16 protein-coding genes are annotated in these 21,551 nt (G+C 57.9%); 10 read left to right on the forward strand and 6 right to left on the reverse strand.

Features of this window, described 5'->3' with window-relative positions:
* The first annotated feature begins 33 nt into the window (after window positions 1-33).
* The 3 genes from tsaB (at window position 34) to FIV08_RS04635 (ending at window position 2,040) form a co-directional block, all read left to right on the forward strand.
* Window positions 34-738 carry a tRNA (adenosine(37)-N6)-threonylcarbamoyltransferase complex dimerization subunit type 1 TsaB gene (gene tsaB, locus FIV08_RS04625; RefSeq protein ID WP_138437758.1) on the forward strand — a complete coding sequence of 235 codons (705 nt, stop codon included), beginning with the start codon at window positions 34-36 and terminating at the stop codon, window positions 736-738.
* Window positions 739-841: 103 nt separating this feature from the next.
* Window positions 842-1,216 (forward strand): UDP pyrophosphate phosphatase, encoded by a 375-nt coding sequence (locus FIV08_RS04630; RefSeq protein WP_152437491.1) that lies wholly within the window; start codon window positions 842-844, stop codon window positions 1,214-1,216.
* Window positions 1,216-2,040, forward strand: coding sequence for a class I SAM-dependent methyltransferase (locus FIV08_RS04635; RefSeq protein WP_152437492.1), 825 nt, complete (start codon window positions 1,216-1,218; stop codon window positions 2,038-2,040). The genes FIV08_RS04630 and FIV08_RS04635 overlap by 1 nt, the downstream gene beginning before the upstream one ends.
* A 29-nt stretch (window positions 2,041-2,069) precedes the next feature.
* Here FIV08_RS04635 and plsB read toward each other — a convergent pair whose 3' ends face one another.
* Entirely contained in the window at window positions 2,070-4,541 is a 2,472-nt protein-coding gene (gene plsB, locus FIV08_RS04640; protein ID WP_152437493.1) for a glycerol-3-phosphate 1-O-acyltransferase PlsB, read from the reverse strand.
* A gap of 140 nt (window positions 4,542-4,681) precedes the next feature.
* On the opposite strand from plsB, the gene nudC reads away from it, so the two are divergent.
* Window positions 4,682-5,512 carry an NAD(+) diphosphatase gene (gene nudC / locus FIV08_RS04645; protein WP_152437494.1) on the forward strand — a complete coding sequence of 277 codons (831 nt, stop codon included), beginning with the start codon at window positions 4,682-4,684 and terminating at the stop codon, window positions 5,510-5,512.
* Window positions 5,512-6,357 carry a glutamate racemase gene (gene murI / locus FIV08_RS04650; RefSeq protein WP_152439588.1) on the forward strand — a complete coding sequence of 282 codons (846 nt, stop codon included), beginning with the start codon at window positions 5,512-5,514 and terminating at the stop codon, window positions 6,355-6,357. Before nudC ends, murI begins: the two co-directional genes overlap by 1 nt.
* On the opposite strand, the gene FIV08_RS04655 is transcribed toward murI, so the two are convergent.
* The 4 genes from FIV08_RS04655 to FIV08_RS04670 all read right to left on the reverse strand — a co-directional run bounded on the left by FIV08_RS04655 (window position 6,335) and on the right by FIV08_RS04670 (window position 12,451).
* Window positions 6,335-7,342 (reverse strand): DUF2156 domain-containing protein, encoded by a 1,008-nt coding sequence (locus tag FIV08_RS04655; protein ID WP_068351570.1) that lies wholly within the window; start codon window positions 7,340-7,342, stop codon window positions 6,335-6,337. The two genes, murI and FIV08_RS04655, sit on opposite strands and share 23 nt — an antisense overlap.
* Window positions 7,343-7,387: 45 nt before the next feature.
* Window positions 7,388-8,041, reverse strand: coding sequence for a class I SAM-dependent methyltransferase (locus FIV08_RS04660; RefSeq protein WP_061332259.1), 654 nt, complete (start codon window positions 8,039-8,041; stop codon window positions 7,388-7,390).
* Window positions 8,042-8,275: 234 nt separating this feature from the next.
* Window positions 8,276-10,453, reverse strand: coding sequence for an EAL domain-containing protein (locus tag FIV08_RS04665; protein WP_152437495.1), 2,178 nt, complete (start codon window positions 10,451-10,453; stop codon window positions 8,276-8,278).
* Window positions 10,454-10,474: 21 nt separating this feature from the next.
* Entirely contained in the window at window positions 10,475-12,451 is a 1,977-nt protein-coding gene (locus tag FIV08_RS04670; protein ID WP_228715492.1) for an HDOD domain-containing protein, read from the reverse strand.
* Window positions 12,452-12,678: 227 nt separating this feature from the next.
* Between FIV08_RS04670 and FIV08_RS04675 the strand changes: the two genes are divergently transcribed.
* The 5 genes from FIV08_RS04675 to FIV08_RS04695 all read left to right on the forward strand — a co-directional run bounded on the left by FIV08_RS04675 (window position 12,679) and on the right by FIV08_RS04695 (window position 20,173).
* The gene (locus tag FIV08_RS04675; protein WP_152437496.1) at window positions 12,679-13,995 is read left to right on the forward strand and encodes a MinD/ParA family ATP-binding protein; all 1,317 of its coding nucleotides are present in this window, start codon (window positions 12,679-12,681) and stop codon (window positions 13,993-13,995) included.
* Window positions 13,996-14,249: 254 nt separating this feature from the next.
* On the forward strand, window positions 14,250-15,788 hold the full coding sequence (locus tag FIV08_RS04680; RefSeq protein ID WP_152437497.1) for a fatty acyl-CoA reductase: 1,539 nt from the start codon (window positions 14,250-14,252) through the stop codon (window positions 15,786-15,788).
* A gap of 301 nt (window positions 15,789-16,089) precedes the next feature.
* The gene (gene acs, locus FIV08_RS04685) at window positions 16,090-18,039 is read left to right on the forward strand and encodes an acetate--CoA ligase (RefSeq protein ID WP_152437498.1); all 1,950 of its coding nucleotides are present in this window, start codon (window positions 16,090-16,092) and stop codon (window positions 18,037-18,039) included.
* A 41-nt stretch (window positions 18,040-18,080) separates the two neighbouring features.
* Window positions 18,081-18,746, forward strand: coding sequence for a LuxR C-terminal-related transcriptional regulator (locus FIV08_RS04690; RefSeq protein WP_058090659.1), 666 nt, complete (start codon window positions 18,081-18,083; stop codon window positions 18,744-18,746).
* A gap of 341 nt (window positions 18,747-19,087) precedes the next feature.
* Entirely contained in the window at window positions 19,088-20,173 is a 1,086-nt protein-coding gene (locus FIV08_RS04695; protein WP_152437499.1) for a fatty acid desaturase family protein, read from the forward strand.
* A gap of 341 nt (window positions 20,174-20,514) precedes the next feature.
* On the opposite strand, the gene FIV08_RS04700 is transcribed toward FIV08_RS04695, so the two are convergent.
* Window positions 20,515-21,492, reverse strand: coding sequence for a D-2-hydroxyacid dehydrogenase (locus FIV08_RS04700; protein ID WP_152437500.1), 978 nt, complete (start codon window positions 21,490-21,492; stop codon window positions 20,515-20,517).
* Window positions 21,493-21,551: the final 59 nt, after the last annotated feature.

A 21,551-nucleotide genomic window follows, 5' to 3' on the forward strand; every position in this document is an offset into this window, starting at 1 on the left:
TCGAAACGGGAGTAGCCCGGGAGGCTTGATTCTGTGAAGCTTTTAGCACTGGATACGTCTTCTGAGGGCTGCTCCGCCGCTCTATGGCTGGATGGCCAGATCAGCGAGCGGTTTGAACTGGCCCCACGGGGCCACACCCGCCTGTTAATGCCCATGGTTCGCGAACTGCTCGCCGAACAGGGGCTTTCCCCGAAAGATCTTGACGCTCTGGCTTTTGCCCGTGGCCCGGGCTCCTTCACCGGTTTGCGCATTGCGACCGGGGTGATCCAGGGGCTTTCCTGGGGGCTCAACTTACCGGTTGTGCCGGTGTCGTCGCTGGCGGCTGTCGCCCTGGACGCCATTGAGCAGCACCAGTTGGCTGATGGTGAACACATTGCGGTGGCCTTTGATGCCCGTATGGGCGAAGTCTACTGGGGTACCTTCCTGTGTCAGCAGGGGTTGCCTGTGTTGATCGGCGAGGAGCGGGTCTGCCCGCCCGGGGCGGTGAGCCTGCCGGGCTCAGACGTATCGGCGAACTGGACTGGTGCTGGCCAGGGCTGGACATTAAAGGGCGATATGCCCGAAGTGGTGGTCTGCCGGATCAGAGCGGTGGATGACACCCTGGTGCCCCGGGCCGCCATGGTGGCACGGTTGGCAGAACAGGATTTTCGCAATGGCATCGCGGTGCCGGCGGAGCTGGCGCAGCCGGTCTATATCCGGGATGAAGTGGCCTGGAAGAAACTGCCCGGCCGTGCGTGAAAGGTCGTTTTCTGATCAGAAATGTTGCCGCCTGCCTTTCCAAGAGGCCCCGGTTCTTCCATAATGCAGCAACACACTTGAACCGTTTCTGTGGTTGCGCATTATGATCGGTGGTATTAATCCGGCCAATTCCTCCCTGATTCAAACGGGTAACAACAACCCGGCACGAGAGCGTACCGATGTCGCCAGGTCCCCGGCCGCCTCTCCCCAGGCCCCCGGTGCCGAGTCGGTTCGTCGTGACCTGAATGCGCCCCAGCAAAGTCGGGATACCGCTCCTGGCAGCCAGACCACCTCTGAAGCGACTGAGCGCCGCATTGAAGCCCGCAGGGCGGCTGAAGATGCCCGTCTCGAACGATTCCGTGCCGACGAATTGCCATTGCCTGCGTCCAGGGCACTGTCCACCTTTGCCGGTGTGGCAGCCGCCGGGCAGGAATTTGAAGGCGGCTCGGTTATTTCCGGTATCGACATTCTCGTCTGATGCCAAACCCTTCCCATGATACTTGCCACTCCCTGACGACGACCGTTGCCGTTGGTTCCAGCCCGCTGGGTGACCAGATGGTTGCACGACAGCTGGCGGACGAGCTCGGGGTGCGTTGGCTGGGTGTCGTCAAACCCAAACAGGTCCGGGAATTTCCGGTGTTGCTGTATATGGACGACGAAGGCCTTGCCCTGCAGCTGACCGGCAAAGGAGCACCTGGGCCAGTCCGGGCCGAGTTTGTGACCGGCAAAATGGGCTACCGCCGGGAGCACGGTGGCGGTACCGGCCAGTTGGTGGCCCGCGCCGTTGGTTTGCAGAAAACCAGGGCCCAGCTGCACGTACTGGATGCCACTGCCGGCCTCGGCCAGGACGCGTTCGTGCTTGCCAGCCTCGGTTGCCGGCTAACCCTGCTGGAGCGCAACCCGGTGATCCATGCCTTGCTGGCAGATGGCCTGGCAAGGGCCGTACTGAATATCGATTGCGCGCCCCTGGTGGCTCAGATGCAGCTTGAGGCCGGCAGTTCCATTGACTGGCTTGAGAACGCCGGCAGGGAAGCGGCGGATGTGGTGTACCTGGACCCGATGTTCCCCCATCGGGACAAAGCTGCCCTGGTCAAAAAGGAAATGCAGGTATTCCGGCAGGTGGTGGGAGACGATGACGATTCCGAACAGTTGCTTGCCGCAGCCTTAGCCTGTGCCAGTTACCGGGTGGTTGTGAAGCGCCCCCGGAAGGCGCCTGCGGTGGCGGGGCCGGAGCCCACTACGCGGCTCGAAGGCAAAAGTAGCCGTTACGATATCTATTCCATCAAGGCGCTGCCCGCCTGAGATAACCCGGGCCGGCAGACCTCAAAGACTCACGCATCCAGCATGGTGACCTGCTGAATGGCTTGTCGTTTTTCAACGCTCAGCACCAGCCGGGCATCTTCGGCCACCTCATCCAGACCTTCTCCGTAACAAAGCAGGCCGTTGTCATCGGTGGTTAGCACGCCGGTTTTCTGCATATTGGCGATGAAGTTCCGGAACAGGGTTTTGTCGAAGAATTCCGGCGCATTCAGGCCAAACAGGATAGACATCCGCTCGGCCAGCAGGGTGCTTTGCTCTTCCAGTTCCGCCGCGGTCAGTTTGCCCGAACCATACTTGCGCAGAATGCCCAGGGTAATGTGGTATCGCTCCAGGGTCTGGATGATAAAGCGGGACAGGATGCGGGCCCGCAGCATGGCTTCGGTGCCTTCTTCCGGTCGGCCCAGGCGCTCGTCATCCAGTTGGATAACCAGGCCCTGATCAATCAGCACGTCGATCCACTTGTTAATAACCGATTCCACTTCATCCTGCCCGAATTTCAGGAACAGTTCGGACTGCAGGTAAGGGTAGGCAACGCTGGTAAGGAACAGAACCTTGTCTCTGCGCAGGCTGGTTTTGTTCTCGAACAGGCTGACAATCAGCGCCGGCAATGCAAACAGGTGCTGGATGTTGTTGCGGTAGTAGGTCATCAGAATGGCGTTGGCGCCTTCCAGGGCAATGATATCGCCCAGCTTCTGGGGTTGGCGGGTAATCAGCCCCATGTTCTCACAGTAGGCAACCCAGTCCCGCGCAGAACCCTCTGGCAAGGTGACGGTGTTGGCGTACGGGTAGGCCCTGAGCAAGTTGGCATACTGGTCCATCAGCCTGATCAGTTGACCCTCATCCATGGCCAGGCGCTCGGTACCCAGTAAAACGGTGGCGGTCATGCCAATCGGGTTGACCGCCACAGAAGCGTTGATGTTGCTGGCTACCCGCTTGGACAGTTCATCCACTGCCTCGGTGAGCCACGTGGGCCGGTACTCGGCGTCGTAAGCCTCGCTGCGCCAGCTTTCATGGACTTCGTCCAGAACATCGGCCAGTGGTATGGCGTCACCAAAGTTCACCGCTACCCGGCCGAACGAGTTGGTCAGTTTCCGGGCCGTCTTGGCCAGGCCGAAGACGCTTTCCTTCTGTTTCTTTTTACCGCGCAGCTCGCCCAGGTAGGAGCGGCCCTCCATCACTTTCTCATAACCGATGTAAACCGGCACGAATACGATGGGTTTGCGGTGATCCCGCAGGAAGCTGCGCACGGTCATCGACAGCATGCCCGGACGTGGTGGCAGCATGCGCCCGGTGCGGGAGCGGCCGCCCTCGACAAAGTATTCCACCGAGTAGCCCCGGGTGAACATCACGTGCATGTATTCGTTGAAAACCGTGGCGTACAGGGGATTATCCCGGAAGCTGCGGCGCATGAAGAAAGCCCCGCCCCTGCGCAGGATAGGGCCAACAATGGGCATGTTCAGGTTGATGCCGGCAGCAATGTGGGGTGGCATCAGGCCGTTCTTGTAAAGCACGTAGGACAGCAACAGGTAATCGATGTGCGAACGATGGCAGGGAACATAGACCACCGCATGGTCCTGGGCGACTTCCTTGGCCACCTTGATGTTGTTGACGGCGATGCCGTTGTAGATTCGGTTCCAGAGCCAGGCCAGCGCCAGTTCCAGGAATCGGATGGTCACAATGGACATGCTGGCGGCAATTTCGTCCGCGTATTTGTAGGCTTTGGCGCGAACCTTTTCAGGCGGGATATCGTCTTTGGCGGCAGTTTCCCGTATCGCTTCCTTGACAGCCTGGGTGCGCACCAGGCCTTCCACCAGGGTACGACGGTGCGACAGATCCGGCCCCAGCACCGCCTGGCGAACCCGGCGGAAATGGGTGCGCAGAATACGTGCCAGCTTCCGCTTGGCTTTTTCTTCGTTGTTCCTGTATTCGTCGACCACCTGCTTGAGTGACAGGGGCTGGTTAAACTGCACATAGGTGCTGCGACCATGCACCAGAATGATCAGGAACTTCTGCAGCCGCCCGGCAACCGACCAGGTGTCTGACAGCAACAGCTTGACCAGGGATTTCTCCTTATCCGGAGAACGGCCCCAAAACAATGAGACAGGAACAATCTGTACGTCCTGTTCGGGATGCTCCAGGCCAAACTGTACGAGGCCGGTGAACTCTTTGGTGGGAACCGGGGTTTGCCGGCCGCCGCTGAACGGCCCGCCAATGCGCTTGTACAGATAGAAAAAGGAGTGGGCCGGCCCGTTTTTTACCGGCAGGCTGTCGGTTGCACCGGGCAGGCGCGCATGGATGACCTCTTGCTCAAGCACCAGGCGGCTGGACAACGAGCTGTATTGCAGCACGTAGCACACCGGTTTGTCCGGATCGAGCCCCAGGGCCTCCAGGGTATTGCCGCTGACATCGGTCCTGACCCATAAAAACAGGATCTTGCGGAAAAGAGACAGGATCAGGCTGCGAATGCCCTGATAAAGTCGCATAAGATGTTACTCCGGTACTGGAAACAGGCGCCAAGTTTAACGGGTTGAGGCGGGTGCGGAAAGCGGTATACAGATTCTTGCTAGTGATTGTGATGTGTTACATTGCCGCTCAGACAAACGGTTGCTGATAAGGCAAAAGCATGGTGAGCAAAAGCGAGCAGTGGTTGCCGGGCTGGTTTGAAGACGTCCCTGTGCAAGGGGACCTGCTTCTGGCGTTTTCCGGTAACAATGTCCTTAAGCCGGATAACGGCTGGTTGTTGGCCTGGGGCGGTCCGGAAATGGGCGACAGTCGCCCGGAGGCCCTTGCCCTGGGTACCTGGAATGGCCGGCGTCTGTTCGTTTGTACCTTGCCAGACTCCGGGCTGCCTGGCGCCCAGTTGGTTACCTTGAGGGACGCCCTGCTGGTGTCACCCGAGGCGCCTGCAGATTTGCTCAGTACCGGCTTCCAGGTATTGCAGTGGTGGCAGGACCACCGCTATTGCGGTCGGTGCGGAGAGCGCACCGAGTCACATCCCCGGGAGCGGGCTCGCTGGTGCAGCCGTTGCAATATCCCCTGGTATCCCCGAATCGCACCCTGTGTGATTGTGGTCATCCGGCGCGGCAGCCAGTTCCTGCTGGCGAGGTCTTCCAGGGTGACCCGGAATTTCTACAGCCTGATTGCCGGTTTTGTCGAACCTGGGGAAAGCCTTGAGCAGGCCGTGGCCCGGGAAGTAAAAGAAGAGACAGGATTGGACGTTGGCAATATCCGCTACCGGAGTTCCCAACCCTGGCCTTTTCCCCATCAGATGATGGTGGGTTTTTTTGCCGATTATCAGGGTGGTGAACTCAGCCTGCAGGAAGATGAGCTGGCGGATGCCGGCTGGTTCAGTGCCGACGATCATCCACCCATTCCGCCCGATACCACCATTGCCGGCCGCCTGATCAGTGCCATGAAACAGGAAATTGCCGAGAACGGGAGCGATGCCGGATGATGGCCGGTTTGCCTCCTCGGGTGCTGGTATTCGATTCCGGTGTTGGCGGGCTCAGTGTGGCTGCCCGCATTCACCAGTCGCTTCCCGGTGCGGACCTGGTGTATCTGGCGGATAACGCTGGTTTTCCCTACGGCGGTCAGAGCGAGCAGGTGGTGATTGAGCGCTGCTGCTCCCTGATCCGGCAAAGCCTGCAACAGTCGCCTTGTGACATCATCGTGGTGGCCTGCAACACCGCCAGCACGGTGGTGCTTCCGCATTTGCGGGCCATGACGGAGCTCCCGGTTGTGGGTGTGGTGCCGGCGATCAAGCCCGCCGCCGCCTGCACTGTGAATGGTCGGGTCGGGCTACTGGCAACGCCGGCAACGGTACAGCGACCCTATCTGGATAAGCTCATTGCCGAGTTTGCCAGTGACTGCGACGTGGTGCGGCTTGGCCACCCTGGGCTCGTGTGCTGGGCAGAGCAACTGGTGCAAGGCGCAGAACCGCCCCAGAATGAGCTGGATGAAGCCATGGCGCCGCTGCGTGAGGCTGGTGTAGATACCGTAGTGCTTGGCTGTACTCACTATCCGCTGTTGCTACCCTGGCTCCGGAAAAGCCTGCCGGAGGTCACTGCATGGGTGGATTCCGGTGACGCCATCGCTCGCCGGGTCGCCTTCCTGCTGGGCGAATCCGGGCGTTTGGCGGCAGCGGAAACCCCCAGAGCGGATACCGGTGGCGTGGTGTCAGAGGCCCACTTTACCGGGGACGCCCCCCCGGATGTTGCCCTGTTCATGGCCGAAATGGGGATTTCAGTGGCGCGGGTTTGCGAGCATTGGCCCGGCGTTACAACAGCCGGGTCAGCTTGAACATGGCGAGGAATTCCAGAGCCGGAATAGCGCGTTTGTGGCAGCAGTAGGTTTTGAAGTTGTCACCCCGGAAACGGGATTTGGTGAACTCCAGGCCTTTGAAGTTGTAAAGGAAATTGCCTTTCTCGTAGATGCCGTGCATCAAACGTTTCAGTAATCGGCTTTCCTGGTGCTCGGTGGCCTGGTCCAGCGATAGCGGAATCAGGCCCAGGTCCAGGAAGGGCACACCTTCGGCCTTGAAGGTGTCCATGGCGTGGGCCATCAGGGTGTAGAAAATGCCCTGTCGGAAATCGGCGTTGGCGCGGGAGATATTCGGTACGTAACTGATGATCTCGTTGTTGCGGTAGATCGGATCAAAATAGATGAAGCCCACCGCCTTGCCGTCCTGGTAGGCGTAAAAGTGCCGCTCGTTTTCCCGATAGTCCATTTCCATGGGCCGAATCAGGAAGCGGATCTCGTTGCTCTTGCACTTGCGGGTGCGTATCCAGGCTTCGGAGATCTCCCGGGTGTGGTCATCACTGAACCGTTCCATGACGGTAATGCCGTTCTTCTCGGCCTGGTTAAGTGCGGTGCGCAGAATCTGTTTCTTCTTGCCGGTCAGGCTCCAGGACCTGAGATCAATCCGGGATTCGCAGCCAAACTGGGTGCCATACAGGCCAAAGCGAAGGTGCAGAAAATCCACCACCGATTTCGAAACCTGGATGTAGCAGGCGTTAGGAAAGGTCTGCTGGAACTTCTCCAGCATGGCGGGGAAATGCTCGGGTGCGCTCACTGGATCTGACAGGACAAAGGTGCCGCCCCATTTTCGCATATAGGCAATGTAGCCCATACCCGGCACATCAAAATACTGCATGCCCGGCTGCAGGGTTGAGAACGACTGTGAGTGCTGGCCGTATTTCTTGAGGTAGTTGACGCGCTCGGCGAAGCTGAACTGGCCGTCTGCCAGTTCCCTGATGTTGTCGAGGGCAAGAATCTGATCTGACATGATGAAGCTCCCGGTAACCTGTTGTTATTTTGAGTCGGAAGAGATTCAGGCTTGCTTGCGGCCAAGAATCGACCAGTAGCAATCCATGTTCAGAAGTTTGAAATGCTTTTTCTCGGTAACCTGCAGGCCCAGGCGCTGCATGTGTTCCGGGTAGTTGTAGATCTTGTGGAAGGCGTTGTTGGCAAACAGCCAGAAGATGAACACCGCCATGTACCAGTAGAGCTTCTTGAACATGCGGGAGAGGATGTTGCCGGTCGGGTAGCAGAAGTCACCAACCACCACGCTGGCGTCTGCCTTGCCCAGGCGAATCAGGTGTTCCAGCACTTTCACCATCATGTCTTCGTCAAACACGTTGAGGAAAAAATTCGCCACTACCATGTCGTACTGCTCGAACTCGTTCACCTTCATGATGTCGCTGTGAATACGGCGGATGGTCAGGTTCGGCGCTTCTTTCTGCTGGGCATCGGCAAACTTGCGCAGCATGGTTTCAGACAGGTCGACCACGGTTACATCGGCGCCGAGTTCGGCGGCGCGGATGGCATCCCGGCCGTGCCCTACGCCAGCAAACAGGATGCGGTCACCGGGTTTGACGGTTTCCACGTCGAGCATGGCGGTTTTGCAGCGGTGAATGTTTTTGCCGCTGTACAGGTTGCTCAGGAAGTCATAGACGGGGCCGATGTACTTGTACTTGTCGCGCATGATGACTGCTGCCTTCTTCTTGTTCGCTGGTTGAACGTCACCGTTATTGTGATTGTTATTCCGACAGCCTGTCGGACAGTCCGGTGATCGGTTACTGATAACCTGAGCTTAGAGAAGGGGTGGGTTCAAAGATGTGCAGTACTGCGCAATTCCAGATACACAAAGTAACGTATCGAAACACTTTGCAAACCGGGTCAATGTTTTAGTTAGGAGTGTCCTACAATCGAAAACCGGTTATCCGGTGTGGGCGAAGGCCAGGCCATCGCGGCTCAGCAGCCGGTCAATATCGGCCGCTGGCCGGGCGGGGCCGTAGAAGAATCCCTGCACCTGATGGCAGCCCAGGCTTGTCAGGTAGTTGAGCTGGTCGTCTGTTTCCACGCCCTCGGCGACGATCTCCAGTTTCAGGCCGTGGGCCATGGCAACGATGGCGTTCACTATGCAGGCGCCGTCCTCTCCGCTGCGAATGGCCCTGACAAAGGATTGATCCACTTTCAGGGTGTGGATGGGCAGCCGGTGCAAATAGTTGAGGGAGGAGTAGCCGGTGCCGAAGTCGTCAATGGCGATGCGTACACCGCAATCCGCCAGTTCTTTCAATTTCCGGCTGATCTGTTCCAGATCGTTCATGATCACGTTCTCGGTGATCTCGATTTCCAGATTGCCGGCAGGAAAACGATGGGACTGGACCTGCTCCAGCAATGTCTCGACAAAGCGCGGATGTTCTACCTGGCTGGGTGACAGGTTGACCGCCAGGCGCAGGTTCGGATGCCCGCTGTTGATCCAGTGTCCTACGTCTCTGCAGGCCTGGTCCAGCACTCGCTCACTGAGCTTGCCGATTAGCCGGGTTTCTTCCGCCAGTGGCAGGAAGTCGCCCGGATAGATCAGCCCCCGTTCCGGATGTTGCCAGCGCACCAGAGCCTCCAGCCCTACCACCTGGTTGGTCTTGGAGCAGACTTGAGGCTGGTAGAACACCCTGAGTTCGTCCCGCTCCAGGGCCAGCCGTAAATCCCGCTCAAGGCTGAGCCGGTTGGCGGTATTGATGCTCATGCTGTCGGAATAGAAACGATAGCCATCTTTACCGCGGGCTTTGACGTGATACATGGCGATATCCGCGTTCTGGATCAGCTGGTCCATGGAGTTTCCAGCATCCGGGAACACTGCGATGCCAATACTGACCCCCACAAAGACTTCATGGTTACCGAGCTGGAAAGGATCTTTCAGAGTCTGTATCAGTTTCCTGGCAATGCCCCGGGCGTCTTCCGGGCTATTTACCGAGGGCAGCAGCAGGGTGAATTCGTCGCCACCGAAGCGCGACAGGGTGTCGCCCCGGCGCAGGCATTTCTCGAGCCTGTGGGTCACGGCTTGCAGCAGGCGGTCACCCATGGCGTGGCCGAGGGTGTCGTTCACCACCTTGAAGCGATCCAGGTCCAGGAACATGACGGCGAGTTTTTGCTTGGCCCGCCGAGCCTGGGTGATGGCCAGCTCCAGGCGATCTTTGAACAGGGCCCGGTTGGGCAGTCGGGTGAGCAGGTCGTGGTAGGCCTGGAAGTTGATGAACGCTTCCGCCTCCTTGCGTTCAGTGACATCCCGGGCGATGCCGTAATAACGGGCCGGCTGGGCTGTCGAGCCGCCACGGGTGTCGCCGGTCTGGGGCCAGGTTTGCGGGTCTACCGGGAAGGCAGTGATTTCGAAATGCCGGGTTGCCTTGCTGCTGCCGCGGGTTTTAAGCCGCACTTCCAGCGTTCTGGGGTTATCCACCGAGATGTCCGGCCCCTGAAGGGCGTAGGTGCCCCTGGCCACGTCCCGGTCGTCCAGAATGTGCCCGAAATGACGACCGCAGAGCTCCGAAGGCTGATAGCCCAGCAGGCTTTCCACCTTGTTGTTGATGAAACAGATATGACCGGTTTTATCGAGCATGAATACGATATCCGGTGAACTGTTGACGATGTAGCGGTGCAGGGCTTCGGATTTTTCCAGCCGGGTCTGGATCATTTCGTGGGCTTTGATCAGAGACTGTTTGCCCAGTACGCCCTCAACCGTGGTCAGCAGTTCCTCGGGATCAAACGGCTTGCGTATGTAGTCCAGGGCTCCCCGGCGCAATGCCCGGCTGACGGTACCGAAAGATCCTTCGCCGCTGACCACAACCACACCGCAATCCGGCTGGTGGCTGGCTATGCGCTCCATCACCGCAAAACCATCGGTGTCGGGCATGTTGAGGTCGAGCAGTGCCAGGTCAAAGGCCTTGCTGGCCAGTTGTTCACAAGCCTGTTTTCCGCCATTGGCTTCGGTTACCTCGAAACCTCGGCCTCTCAGTAATTTGGCCAGGCTGGCCAGGAGGCGTGGTTCGTCATCGGCTATCAGAATCCTGGCCGGTTCGGACCCATGGAAGGGCTGCTTGCTCTGCTCTAATGCCATTGGTCTGCTTCCGCTAATTCGTCAGTCGGTACCATGCTTGTAGTGGCCTGCCGCCGGGAGCAGAATCCGGAAGGTAGTGCCTTCCTGCCCCGTGTGACAAGCGATGATGCCCTCCATGTCATCAATCAGCTGCTTGACAATGCTCAGGCCAAGGCCGCTGTGGCCCTGGCCCTTCAAACTGTTTACCGGTGCAAACAGGTTGCGCCTGACGGCCTCGGGAATGCCGGGGCCATTATCGGTAATTTGCAATTCAACCCAGCGGCGCTGGTTCTGGAATATTGGTGCTGCTGTACTCAAGGAAATCTCGCCATTGCCGGGCTCCAGGCTCTCAACGGCGTTGCGGATCAGATTGATGATGATCTGCCGGACGGCAGAGGCGCTGCCCTGCACCTGGGTGTCCTCACGGCACGGCCTCAGTTTGAGGGTGCGGTCGTTGCCGTTGAACAGGCTGTCCTGAAGGATGCGGGCAAGGCTTTCAAGCTCCCGGTTCAGGTCTGTACCGCTGGTAGTGCCGGGCGCATCGCCGGTGCTGATTTGCAGCAACAGATAGCCTGCCCGATCCAGTTCCTCCTGAATTATGTCGAGTTCTTCCTGGACGGTCTCATCATGCATCCGGGCACGAAGCTGGAAAATGTACTGTTTGATGATGGTCAGGGGGTTGCTGACTTCATGTACCTGGCGACGTATCCGGTCGTGGGCGATCTGGCTGTCGACGCCTGGCCCTTCGGTTGTCTGACCTTCAATCAGCTGCGTAAGCTCGTGGATGAACAGCCGAACCAGCTGGGTAGTGACCTCCATTGATTCGGAGTCGGTGCCCAGGGCAAAGATCCCGTGTTTTTGCCCACCCTGCTGAACAGGAATCGCCAGGAGAGACGGCGTTCTCAGAATGGCCAGCAGTTGCCGGTCAAGTACGCTGGGCTCACGTTCGTTCAGGCTGACCAGAGTGCCGCCGTTCCACGCATCGCTCAGGACGCTGCCGCCAGGCTGGGGCGACAGGCGCAGGTCCGGAAGGTTGGTGTCGGTACCGGAAAGCAGCCTGAGCTCCTCTGCCTCGGGGCCAAAGCACAGGGCCGGCAGTCCGGTCAGGACGCCCAGACTGCTGACGGTACTGGCGATCAGATCGCACGGGGTCGTGCTGTCTGTGGCTCGCAGCTCAAGGGTTTTGCTGGCGATCGCCTGGTGTATCAGGGTTTGCCTGAGCTGCCGGGCGCCTTCCTCACTCTGGTAGGCGGTGTCCAGAGGAATTCCGAGGGAGGCCGCCATGGTGGCTACTTCTTCGTTGATTCTGTCGCAGATTTCCCGTGTCAGGTCTTCCTGCAACCCAAAGATCGTTCCTGCAGCAGCAATGCCCGCTGAGTCTGAGAGGGCAAGCCGGGTCGACAGGCTGATCAGTTTCACCAGGTGGCTGGCGTCCCGGAGCTGGGTTGGTAGCGACTGCTGATATCGCATGGCGTCTGCCGCCAACGGTCCTAACCCCCATACGGTTACAAAATGGGCGGCAATCTCATTCTGGTGGTTGAGGATGTCCTGTTTGCGTTCCTGGGGCTGGGTCTTGATGGCGATCAGTTCACCAATGTTGTGAACCATACCAAGCAGGAACGCTTCTTCAGGGCTTGGGTAGCGTGTCAGTGTGGCCAGGGCCCGGGCGGTCAGGGCTGTGGTCAGAGAGTGGCGCCAGAAATCCCTCAGTTGCTGCCACTCGTCGCCGCCGAGTTCAAATAGCAATTGTCGCAATGCCGATGTCAGCAGCAGGGTCTGGAAGCGGCGGGTGCCCAGGCGAAGCAGTGCCTGCTCAACGGAGCGGATGGGAGGATTACTTCTGTACAGCGCGGAGTTGGCCAATGACAGAAGTCGGGCGACGAGTGCGGTGTCCGTGGCGACAATCTGACTGATCTCGCGGTAACTGTCTCCGGCATGACATGCTTTCAGCGCCCGCAGGGTTACCTCCGGCAGGCTCGGTAGTTGAAGATCAGCTGCAATATCCATCGCATTAGTCATCGCGCGCCCTTTGTCCTTGCTCCGCGTCATTATGTTTGCGGGGCAAGGTTCCCTGTTCTGTATCAGAGTTTTATGACAGGGTGTTCATTCTTCTTATAAGTCAGTGAGCTTAGACAATAATCCACCCGTGTTAAACCTTTATTGCTGATTTTTTAAGCAGGGTATTTCAAGTCTGTGATATGTGTACCCTTTTTACAGGTTAAAATGTCGCTTATAGTGACAAGCCTATGGATTCGTCTGTTTTCGGTTGCTCAAGCTACGAGGGAAGGCAAAAGTTGCGCCAACCAAGAACCATCGCGGTAACAGGCGGTAAAGGTGGAGTGGGAAAGACCACCGTTGCCGTCAATCTGGCGCTTGCCCTGGCCAAAGCCGGGCAGAAAGTGCTGTTGCTGGACGCGGACACAGACCTTGCCAACGTGAGTCTTTTGGTGGGGCTTTATCCGGAACGCACGCTTGCCGATGTGATCGCCGGCCAGTGTGGTCTGGCTGATGCCATTCTGCAAACCCACTATGGGCTGGACATTGTTCCAGGTGCCTCCGGGGTTCAGTCGTGTATGGAGATGACCCGCGAAGACAGCCTGAAGCTCCTTAAGTCGCTGCATGAGCTGGAGCATTGTTACGATTATGTGATTATTGACACGGCATCAGGGCTGCAGACTGTAGGTCTTCATATGATCGCAGCGGCAGAGTTGGCCTGTGTGGTTGTAACCCCGGACCCAGCCTCACTCACCGATGCTTTCTCCCTAATGAAAGTTCTCAAGCGCCGAGGGTACAGGCGCAAGCCGTCCGTGATCGTCAACATGGCGCAAGGCGCCAGCCAGGCACGATCGGTGTTCCAGCGTCTGAACGGTGCCTGCCAGCGGCATCTGCAGTGGACATTGCATTACCTGGGGGCACTTTGGCGGGATGAAACGCTTCGGCAGTCCGTGCTCAATCAACACCCGGTGACCCTGCTGCCCACCTCGGACCCCTCCTGCCGGCAGTTTCACACCCTGGCGGAAATGCTCAATGTTCACCTGGCGGCACTGCCTCGGCGCAAAGCCGGTATAGCGGCTTACTGGCATCAGGCCGCGCGCCGGCAAGCCGGGCAGGCTGAAGCCGCCATTCCCGGCGGTGAACCCGTTGGCGAGCAATGTCGGGCCCTGGTCGGGCAGTTGGAAAAATTGCTGGCAGCAAAGCCGGACGATGCCATGCTCCGGTATGACGCATTTACCCGCCTTTTTGCACTGTTGGGGCGCAACCCTGATGCCGATACCGTGGAGATCGTACAAACCGGGTTGGCATCAATGAAATGGGATCATCTGCGCCAGGTAGACCGGGATAGGCTGGCGGCCCACCTGCGGCACCTGGCCGATGATCTGGCGTCACCCTCGGCTAAGCCGGAGCCTGCTGTATTGCCTCGAGGGGTGGAGGGACCACTGTACGATCGAGTCAGTTTTGGCGAGCAGGATCAATTACTTCGGGTGCTGCGAGAGAAACCATCGGATGTTTCCCTGGATGACATCTTGCGCTCACTGGCAGGCAGAGATCCCACCCGGTCATGAACGAGCCAAGAGTATGTGCCCAGTTGCTGGTCATTTTTTTAGGGATTTATGTGTCGTAATTTTGCAGTCTGTCACCGCCCTGTAACGGTCACTGTGCAAGAATTGACCGAAATCGTGGCCCGCATTATGCAGGCAGCTCTGACAGGCGGATGCAAAACGGATGCATACATGTCGGGGCAAAGGAAACCGGCCCCCCGCGACTTTTGACCGGCGTTGATCGCTGGTGACATCGATCTCAGAGAAGGAGTTCTACCATGGCAAACCAGCAAGTGAATCAAAAAGAGTCTTCGTCGAAGGTGCTCGGGCAGCTCCGCGGCAAGCGGGTGCTGATTACCGGAACCACCGGCTTCCTGGGAAAGGTGGTTCTGGAGAAGCTGATCAGGTCCGTCCCGGACATTGGTGGCATTTACTTGCTGATTCGGGGCAATAAACGTCATCCTGATGCCCGCAGTCGCTTTGATAATGAGATTGCCACGTCATCGGTATTTGATCGCTTGAGAAGTGTCGATGCGGACTGGTTTGAAACCTTCCTCGAAGAGCGGGTTCATTGCATCACCGGTGAAGTGACGGAACCTTGTTTCGGTATGGGTGAGGACGCCTGGCAGAAACTGGCCGGAGAACTGGATGCCGTGATCAACTCTGCTGCCAGCGTGAACTTCCGGGAGGAGCTGGACAAAGCCCTGACCATCAACACCCTGTGTCTTGAGAATATCGCCGGGCTGGCCCGGCAGAATGCGGAGCTGGCAGTTCTTCAGGTGTCTACCTGCTATGTTAACGGCATGAATTCCGGGCCGGTCACCGAATCGGTGATCAAGCCCGCAGGTGAGTCAGTTCCCCGCTCAAGCGAGGGGTATTACGAGATTGAAGAGCTGGTGCAGTTACTGCAAGACAAGATTGCCGATGTTCGCGCCCGTTACTCCGGTAAAACCCTTGAAAAGAAGTTGGTGGACCTGGGTATTCGGGAAGCAAACCGCTACGGCTGGAGCGACACCTATACCTTTACCAAGTGGTTGGGCGAACAACTGTTGATGAAGGCGCTGAACGGCCGCAGCCTGACCATTGTTCGGCCCTCCATCATTGAAAGTGCCCTGGAAGAGCCTGCCCCTGGCTGGATTGAAGGCGTCAAGGTAGCGGATGCCATTATCCTGGCCTATGCCCGGGAGAAGGTGACCCTGTTCCCGGGTAAGCGCTCGGGTGTGATTGATGTCATTCCGGTGGATCTGGTGGCCAATGCGATTGTTTTGTCGCTTTCCGAGGCCCTGGCAGAACCTGGTCGGCGCCGGATCTACCAGTGCTGCAGTGGCAGCTCCAATCCGGTCTCACTGGGGCAGTTCATCGACCACCTGATGGCGGAATCCAAAGCCAATTACGCCGCCTACGATCATCTGTTCTACCGGCAGCCCAGCAAGCCGTTCATTGCGGTTAACCGAACCCTGTTTGACCTGGTGGTCAGCGGTGTGCGCCTGCCCCTGAGTGTGACGGACAAGGTATTGAAGTTGTTGGGTAATTCCCGTGACCTGAAAATGCTAAAGAATCTGGATACCACCCAGTCACTGGCCACTATTTTTGGTTTTTACACAGCCCCGGATTACATCTTCCACAACGATGAACTGCAGGCGTTGTCTGCCAGAATGGGTGAGGTCGACAAGGGGCTTTTCCCGGTGGATGCACGCCAAATTGATTGGGAAGTCTATCTGCGCAAGATTCACTTGGCGGGTTTGAACCGCTATGCCCTGAAAGAAAGAAAGGTCTACAGTCTCCGGGCTTCCAAGCAGCGCAAAAAAGCTGCCTGATCATCCTTCCTGGGTCCGGCCAGCGGCCGGGCCTGCTTTCCCCACGTCATGTTTTGCCATTCCCCGATCTGCAACTATTCTTGATAAAGCCGCTGTTAAAGCTGCTAAACCCTGCCTTGATCGACGCATTGCTGAACAGGTTAGCCCGAAAATGGCGGTAGGTTAGGACGTTAGTCTAATTCATTGTGCGGTGGCACACATGTTGAACTACATGCATCTGTCTTAAGGGCAAAAATCGCCCGACCACCCTGAATTTTAAAAAACCGACAATGACAACAGACTCTGATTAAGGGGGAGCACAATGACTGATAAACAGGTATATCCGGTGAGTCCGGAAGTTGCCGAGCGTGCACTGGTCAGCAAAGAGCAATATGAACAAATGTATCGCCAGTCCGTAGAAGACCCGGATACGTTCTGGGGTGAGCACGGCAAGCGCCTTGACTGGATCAAGCCCTACAGCAAGGTCAAGAACAGCACCTACGATTACAACAACCTGTCCATCAAATGGTTTGAAGACGGTGTACTGAACGCCTCCGCCAACTGTCTGGACCGCCACCTGGAGAAACGCGGCGATCAGACGGCCATCATCTTTGAAGGCGACGACCCTTCGGTATCCCGCAACGTTACCTACCGGGAGCTGTACGAAGAGACCTGCAAGTTTGCCAATGCGCTCAAAGCCCAGGGCGTAAAGAAAGGTGATGTGGTCACCATCTATATGCCGATGATTGTGCAGACCGCGGTCGCCATGCTGGCCTGTGCCCGGATCGGTGCGATTCACTCGGTGGTGTTCGGTGGCTTCTCCCCGGAAGCGCTCGCTGCCCGGGTTGTGAACGGCAAATCCCGTTTCGTGATTACCGCTGATGAAGGTTTGCGCGGTGGCCGTGCCATCCCGCTGAAGAAGAATGTTGACCACGCGCTCAAGCACGAGGAAGACGCCAAGGTCGATAAGGTGATCGTGGTTACCCACACTGGCAACAAAGAGGTCCCCTGGACCGAAGGCCGTGACGTTCGTTACGAAGACCTGATCAAAGATGCACCGGCCGAGTGTAAGCCGGAGCCGATGAACGCGGAAGACCCGCTGTTCATGCTCTACACCTCCGGTTCCACCGGTGCGCCGAAGGGCGTTCTGCACACTACTGGCGGTTACATGGTCTATGCCTCCATGACCCACGAGTATGTGTTCGACTACCACGACGGTGACGTTTACTGGTGTACCGCCGACTTCGGTTGGGTAACCGGTCACAGCTACATTCTGTATGGCCCGCTGGCCAATGGCGCCATCACCCTGTTGTTTGAAGGTGTGCCCAACTACCCGGACAGCTCCCGCATGGGCCAGGTTGTCGACAAGCACAAGGTCAACATCCTGTACACCGCGCCCACCGCCATCCGTGCGCTGATGGCTCAGGGTGAGTCCTGCATGAACGGCACTTCCCGCGAAAGCCTCAAACTCTTGGGTTCGGTGGGTGAGCCGATCAACCCGGAGGCGTGGGAGTGGTACCACCGGGTCATTGGTAACAGCAAGTGCCCGATTGTGGACACCTGGTGGCAGACCGAGACCGGCGGCATCCTGATTTCCCCGCTGCCTGGCGCGGTAGACCTGAAGCCGGGTTCCGCCACCAAGCCGTTCTTCGGCGTTCAGCCGGCACTGGTGGATAACGAAGGCAACATCCTGGACGGCAAGACCGAGGGTAACCTGGTCATCCTGGATAGCTGGCCGGGTCAGATGCGCACCATTTACGGTGATCACGAGCGGTTTATCCAGACCTACTTCAGCACCTACAAGGGCATGTACTTTACCGGTGACGGTGCCCGCCGTGATGAAGACGGCTACTACTGGATCACCGGCCGTGTGGATGACGTTTTGAACGTGTCTGGCCACCGCCTGGGTACTGCCGAGGTTGAGAGTGCCCTGGTGGCTCATGACAAGGTGGCCGAGGCTGCGGTGGTTGGCTACCCCCATGAAATCAAGGGGCAGGGCATCTACGTGTACGTGACCCTGGTGCAGGGTGAGGAGCCATCGGACGAGCTGAAGAAGGAGCTGGTTCAGTGGGTTCGTAAAGAAATTGGCCCGATTGCGTCTCCGGATGTGATTCAATGGGCGCCTGGACTGCCCAAGACGCGTTCTGGCAAGATTATGCGCAGGATTTTGCGTAAGATTGCTGCGAACGAGCACGATCAGCTTGGAGATACTTCGACCCTGGCTGATCCGGGCGTAGTGGATGACCTGATCAGCAGCCGGGCGTTTCAGTAACGCCGGCGGCTGACAGCCCTAACCTGTGAGGAATCTGTTGAATGACACAAACAATTATCGTCGCTGATGATCACCCGTTGTTTCGGGCTGCATTGAAACAAGCGGTCAATCAGGCGGTGCCGGATGTCGAGACTGTGGAGGTCGACAGCATCAAGTCACTGCAGGCGGCGGTAGAGTCGCACCCGGATGCAGACCTGATCCTGCTGGATCTGAACATGCCGGGTGCCCATGGTTTCTCCGGGCTGGTGTTCATGCGAGGCCAGTACCCGGGGCTGCCGGTGGTGGTTGTGTCGGGTTCCGAAGACTTGCAGGCCATGCGTCGCTCGATTGACTACGGTGCCTCGGGGTTTATTCCCAAGAGTGCACCGCTGCCTACCATTACTTTGGCCATTCAGGCGGTGCTGGAGGGCGATGTCTGGCTGCCTGAGGGCATAGCCGACAAGATTGAGCGGATGCAGTCTGAATCCACCGATTTCTCGGAGCGCCTGGCGTCTTTGACGCCGCAGCAGTTCCGGGTGTTGGGGATGCTGGCTGAGGGGCTTTTGAACAAGCAGATTGCCTATGATCTGGATGTGTCAGAAGCCACCATCAAGGCCCATATCACGGCGGTGTTCCGGAAGCTTGGTGTTCGTAACCGGACTCAGGCGGTGATTGCCATTCAGCAGATGGAGCTTGATCCTTCGGAGCAGTCGCTTTCGGGGGGCTGAGATTTGGCTTTTAGTTGATGCATTGAGAACGGGCGCCTTCGGGCGCCCGTTTTTTTTTGGAGTTAGGCGGTAGTCGGGATGGGCTTCTGAAACACGCTGTGAATACTTCCCTGTACGCTCCGCTCCGCCATCCCTGGCTCCGCAGGGTTTCAGAAGCCCATCCCGACTACCGCCCCGTACTCCGAGTGGTTTTCAGCGAACGCTTGTTTTTATTTTTCATGGGTTCTTTGATTTTTCTATTTTCCAGCCATTGTTTAGTTGTCTTTATTGGTATAAATTCGGCGCACACATGTACGCTGTAAATTTGTTATTGTCGAAATTCAACTAAGCAAAGGTGAAAAATGAACGCAGCAGTGAAACCGGGAGCGGCGGGGGCCGTGGTTTATGGTAAGCCGGACGAGCGGGAGCTTCGGGACCGGATGAAGAAGGAGCTTCCCGCTGATACGTTCAAGGCTCAGACCTGGCGAGTGATCTGGTTCTTGCCCCTGCAGGCGATTATCTGGGGTGGGCTGGCGGTGATTCTGATGGCGGGGTTGCCCTGGTATGCCAATCTTGGCCTGGCGTTGCTGGTGGGGCATACCATTGGTTGCCAGGCTTTGTTGGCTCATGAGGTGTTGCACGGCGCCTTGGGCATGAGCCGGCGTTGGCAGAATTTTTTTGGCTGGCTGGGGTTTGGTCCGTTGATGGTGCCGCCGGAGTTTTGGCGTAAGTGGCACAATGTGGTTCACCACGGTAACACCAACACCGGCGACACAGACCCGGATAGCTTCGGCACACTGCGCCGTTATAAAACCAATCCCGGGCAGAAGAAGTTTCACAAGCTGGCGCCGGGTTCAGGTACCTGGTACAGCTATCTGTTCCTGACCTATTCGTTCACGTTTCACGCCCAGCTGGTGCTGTGGATTCAGGCGAAACATCGAAAGCAGTTCAAGGGCTTTAACCGCAATCTGGCCATTGCTCAGGTGTTCCTGTGCGTGGCGTTGTGGGCTGCCCTGGCGGTTGTCTCAGGCCCGCTGGCGGTGTTTACCGTGCTGATTCCGTTCATGACGGCCAACGCCTTGGGGCAGGGCTATATCCTGACCAATCACTTCCTGCGGCCGCAAACGCCCACGAACAATCCGCTGGATAACTCCATGAGCTTGCGCAGCAATCCGGTTCTTGATCGATTGCATTTCCGGTTCAGTCATCACATCGAACACCATTTCTTTCCGAAGATGGCCCACAACATGGCGCCGCGGGTTCGGAAGTGGTTGGAGGAGAATGAGCCTGAGCGTTACATGGCGATGCCTCATGGCAAGGCTCTGAAAATGCTCTACACCACGCCTCGGGTTTACAAGTCCGCCACGGAGCTTGTGGACCCCAACGACGAGACTCGTGTTTTCGACTTGTTGCCGTTGCAGCGGGAGTTTTCGGCGGCCAACCGATAACTTGGGGATGTGAGCGGGTCGGAGGGTGCCTTCCGAAACACGCAGTAAATACGTCCATGTAAGCTCCGCTCCGCCATCCCTGGCTCCGCAGGGTTTCGGAAGGCACCCTCCGACCCGCTCAGTCCAACCCGGGAGTTGGTTTCAGTGAGTCAGGAGCGGCGTCAGGCCGGCTTACTCGGAGGAGCGGATGACGGGGAGCCCTCTCACAAACCTTGCGGAGCCAGGGATGGCGGAGCAGAGCGTACAGGGAAGTATTCACAGCGTGTTTGTGAGAGGGCTCCCCGTTAGCCGCTCCGGACTCTGACCCAAACGGCAAAGAACCCGAGCGGCAATCACAAAGGCTAACCGGCGTACCCAAGTTCCTTGTTGACAAGGTTGAACAGCTCGCCACCCTTGTGCCAGCGGTCAAAGTTCTCCAGGAACTGGTCCGTCAGCGACCGCTTCCAGCCGATGAAATCGCCCGCCATGTGCGCCGTCATGATCACATTATCCCGCTCCCAGAGCGGATGATCTTCCGGTAACGGCTCCTCCTCGAACACATCGAGAGCCGCTCCGGCAATCTCACCATCGTCCAGAGCTTTGATAAGATCATCCGTCTTCACAATCGGCCCGCGGCCGATATTGATCAGCCTGGCTGACTTTTTCATCGCCGCAAACGCCTTGCTGTCGAACAGCCCTTCGGTTTGCGGTGTCAGTGGTGCGGCAATCACCACAAAGTCCGCATGGCTCAACTGGTCATACAATTCATCGTTGCCGTGCACCGCTACAAAGTCCGGGTCTTTCTGCCGGGGCGTGCGGGCAATGCCATGGGCATGCATGCCTGCGGCGTTAACCAGTCGGCCGATCTGACGGCCGATGGAGCCGGCGCCCACTACCAGCACCTGCTTGCCTTCGGCCCGCTCTGTGTCCCGATGCTTCCACTCGTGCTTCAGTTGTAAACGGATGGACCGCGGGAAATCCTTGGCGAACATCAGAATGCTGCACAGCACATATTCCGCAATGGTCCGGTCGAAGATGCCCCGGGCATTGGTCACGGTAACGTCGCCCTTGATCAGTGCCGGGAACATGAGTGCATCGACACCGGCGCTGGTGGCGTGAATCCATTTCAACCGGTCTGCGGTTGGCCAGGCGGCTTCCAGAGCTTCAGTCCGGAAATCGGTCACCATCATGACATCGGTGCCGGGCAGGGTGTCCCGGAGTGTCTGTTCATCGCAGGCGAAGCGAACTTCCGCCCTGGCCTGAACGGCTTCTATGCCGGGAGGCGGTGCCTCGCCAGGCGCTGTCAGAACAGTGACAACCGGTTTGTTGGACGCTGTCATTTCACCTCCGCAGGAATCGCAACGATTGGTTTTAGTCCATCGTTGTAGTCTGGTAGGCG

This window comes from Marinobacter sp. THAF197a (genome assembly GCF_009363275.1).
GTDB lineage: Bacteria > Pseudomonadota > Gammaproteobacteria > Pseudomonadales > Oleiphilaceae > Marinobacter.

Excerpts from the sequence above, each read along its gene's own strand:
- FIV08_RS04660 (WP_061332259.1), bottom strand. The coding sequence starts at position 8,041 with ATGCGCGACAAGTACAAGTACATCGGCCCCGTCTATGACTTCCTGAGC.
- FIV08_RS04680 (WP_152437497.1), top strand. The coding sequence starts at position 14,250 with ATGGCAAACCAGCAAGTGAATCAAAAAGAGTCTTCGTCGAAGGTGCTC.
- FIV08_RS04665 (WP_152437495.1), bottom strand. The coding sequence starts at position 10,453 with ATGGCATTAGAGCAGAGCAAGCAGCCCTTCCATGGGTCCGAACCGGCC.
- murI (WP_152439588.1), top strand. The coding sequence starts at position 5,512 with ATGGCCGGTTTGCCTCCTCGGGTGCTGGTATTCGATTCCGGTGTTGGC.
- FIV08_RS04655 (WP_068351570.1), bottom strand. The coding sequence starts at position 7,342 with ATGTCAGATCAGATTCTTGCCCTCGACAACATCAGGGAACTGGCAGAC.
- acs (WP_152437498.1), top strand. The coding sequence starts at position 16,090 with ATGACTGATAAACAGGTATATCCGGTGAGTCCGGAAGTTGCCGAGCGT.
- FIV08_RS04630 (WP_152437491.1), top strand. The coding sequence starts at position 842 with ATGATCGGTGGTATTAATCCGGCCAATTCCTCCCTGATTCAAACGGGT.
- plsB (WP_152437493.1), bottom strand. The coding sequence starts at position 4,541 with ATGCGACTTTATCAGGGCATTCGCAGCCTGATCCTGTCTCTTTTCCGC.
- FIV08_RS04700 (WP_152437500.1), bottom strand. The coding sequence starts at position 21,492 with ATGACAGCGTCCAACAAACCGGTTGTCACTGTTCTGACAGCGCCTGGC.
- nudC (WP_152437494.1), top strand. The coding sequence starts at position 4,682 with ATGGTGAGCAAAAGCGAGCAGTGGTTGCCGGGCTGGTTTGAAGACGTC.
- FIV08_RS04695 (WP_152437499.1), top strand. The coding sequence starts at position 19,088 with ATGAACGCAGCAGTGAAACCGGGAGCGGCGGGGGCCGTGGTTTATGGT.
- FIV08_RS04690 (WP_058090659.1), top strand. The coding sequence starts at position 18,081 with ATGACACAAACAATTATCGTCGCTGATGATCACCCGTTGTTTCGGGCT.
- FIV08_RS04675 (WP_152437496.1), top strand. The coding sequence starts at position 12,679 with ATGGATTCGTCTGTTTTCGGTTGCTCAAGCTACGAGGGAAGGCAAAAG.
- FIV08_RS04635 (WP_152437492.1), top strand. The coding sequence starts at position 1,216 with ATGCCAAACCCTTCCCATGATACTTGCCACTCCCTGACGACGACCGTT.
- FIV08_RS04670 (WP_228715492.1), bottom strand. The coding sequence starts at position 12,451 with ATGACTAATGCGATGGATATTGCAGCTGATCTTCAACTACCGAGCCTG.